This window comes from Nocardia heshunensis (assembly GCF_054782115.1).
The window spans coordinates 1-1,336 of sequence record NZ_BAAGTC010000073.1; the positions used below are offsets into that span (position 1 = coordinate 1).

General features: G+C 49.1%; 2 protein-coding genes. Both read right to left on the minus strand.

Translation table 11 applies throughout. The annotated features are described in order from the left end of the window. The coding region (locus ACYVN4_RS45240; RefSeq protein ID WP_460730521.1) for a hypothetical protein at positions 1-774 on the minus strand (774 nt) is incomplete at its 3' end. Next, positions 761-1,336 (minus strand): phage portal protein (locus tag ACYVN4_RS45245; RefSeq protein ID WP_460730523.1); only part of this gene is annotated, 576 nt, incomplete at its 5' end. The genes ACYVN4_RS45240 and ACYVN4_RS45245, both read right to left, overlap by 14 nt.

Here is a 1,336-nt window from a genome sequence, read left to right on the forward strand (position 1 = left end):
ATATTGTTCAATCTCATTTTCTTCATAACTCTGTGCGGTCGCCTCTTCGGCAACGTGTCCCATTTCAGAAACGACTAGCCTGTGAATGTCATTCCGCTTAACGTCTTGAAAACGAGCATGAAACATCTGAGTGACCTTTTGCGGGCTCCACCCAAGTACTGTACCTCGAAGAACGGTGTCCATTAGGTAACTCGGAAGCTCTTGCTGGTAATCCTTCCAGATACGCTTGGAAAAGTCTTTGCCATCTTTCCCCCATGGTTGAGAAACAGCTATCCACAGTTGTGCTTCATTGAAGTGAGCGAAGTTGGCGGTAAAAGCACCCTTTTGAGCTTGAATGTTGTAGGTAGTTCGCATGTAGGTGTCATCATACTGATCAGCTAATGCATCGCGCATAGTTTCGGTACGATGATTGGCAAACGCTTGTGTTAATTGCCGCAACTGCTGCTCTAAGTCCTGCAAGCGAGCCACCCTGCTACGAAAATACTCCGCATCTAACTGCTCTTGATAACCACCAGACTTGGCCCGCTCCTCAAATTGTTTGAGAGTGAGTTGCCAATGCTTTGTGTTGATGCCGGCCATGGCTTTCTTGGCCTCATCCTTGTCAATACCCTTCGTGTTGGCATACCGAACGTACCATTTCTCCATCTCAGCATGTAACTCACGATACAGGCCATTAAGCTCCGGTTGCAACGCCTTCTCATAAGCTTCTGTCGACTTGATTTGCTTAGCCTTCGTCTGAAGGTGCCGGCGCTCCCAGTAACTAAGCTTCGTCATCGTCCTCACCGCCTACGTCATTGAGAGCATCGGGGTTATCATAACCGTCACGCTTAACGATATCGTCTTGTCGGTCTTGCAGCTCCTGCTGTGGATCATCAACCAGCGGATTACCCTTGGCAACGGCCTCATCACTAGTGTACTGAGCAAGTTGTGCCACAATTTGTGCTTGCTCGAGATCGTTCTGGATAGCTGTTCGAGTCCAGGTCTGTGTAATCTTTCGACCATCGGCGTCGAATACCCTGAGCCACGTCAGAATGGCCCGGACTAACTCAGTGAGAGCATCTCGGAAATAAGACTCAGTGATAGACGCCTTTAGTTCTAAGTGACCGTATAGCGCACGAATGGCAGCACCTGAGGCGTTGCCAATTTCTTTAAAGTCCACTGGGTTAATTCCTTGAGCCTCAACAAATAGATCTGACTTAGTGACTTGCAGCAGGGAGTTGCGGGCTTCCACAGGAATGTCGATGGTCAGCTTATCGACACCTGACTTATCACCGGGGCCAACACTGTCCATCTTGATGGCGTGGTCCTCTTTGAGAGCCTTCATAAAGGTCGCCAG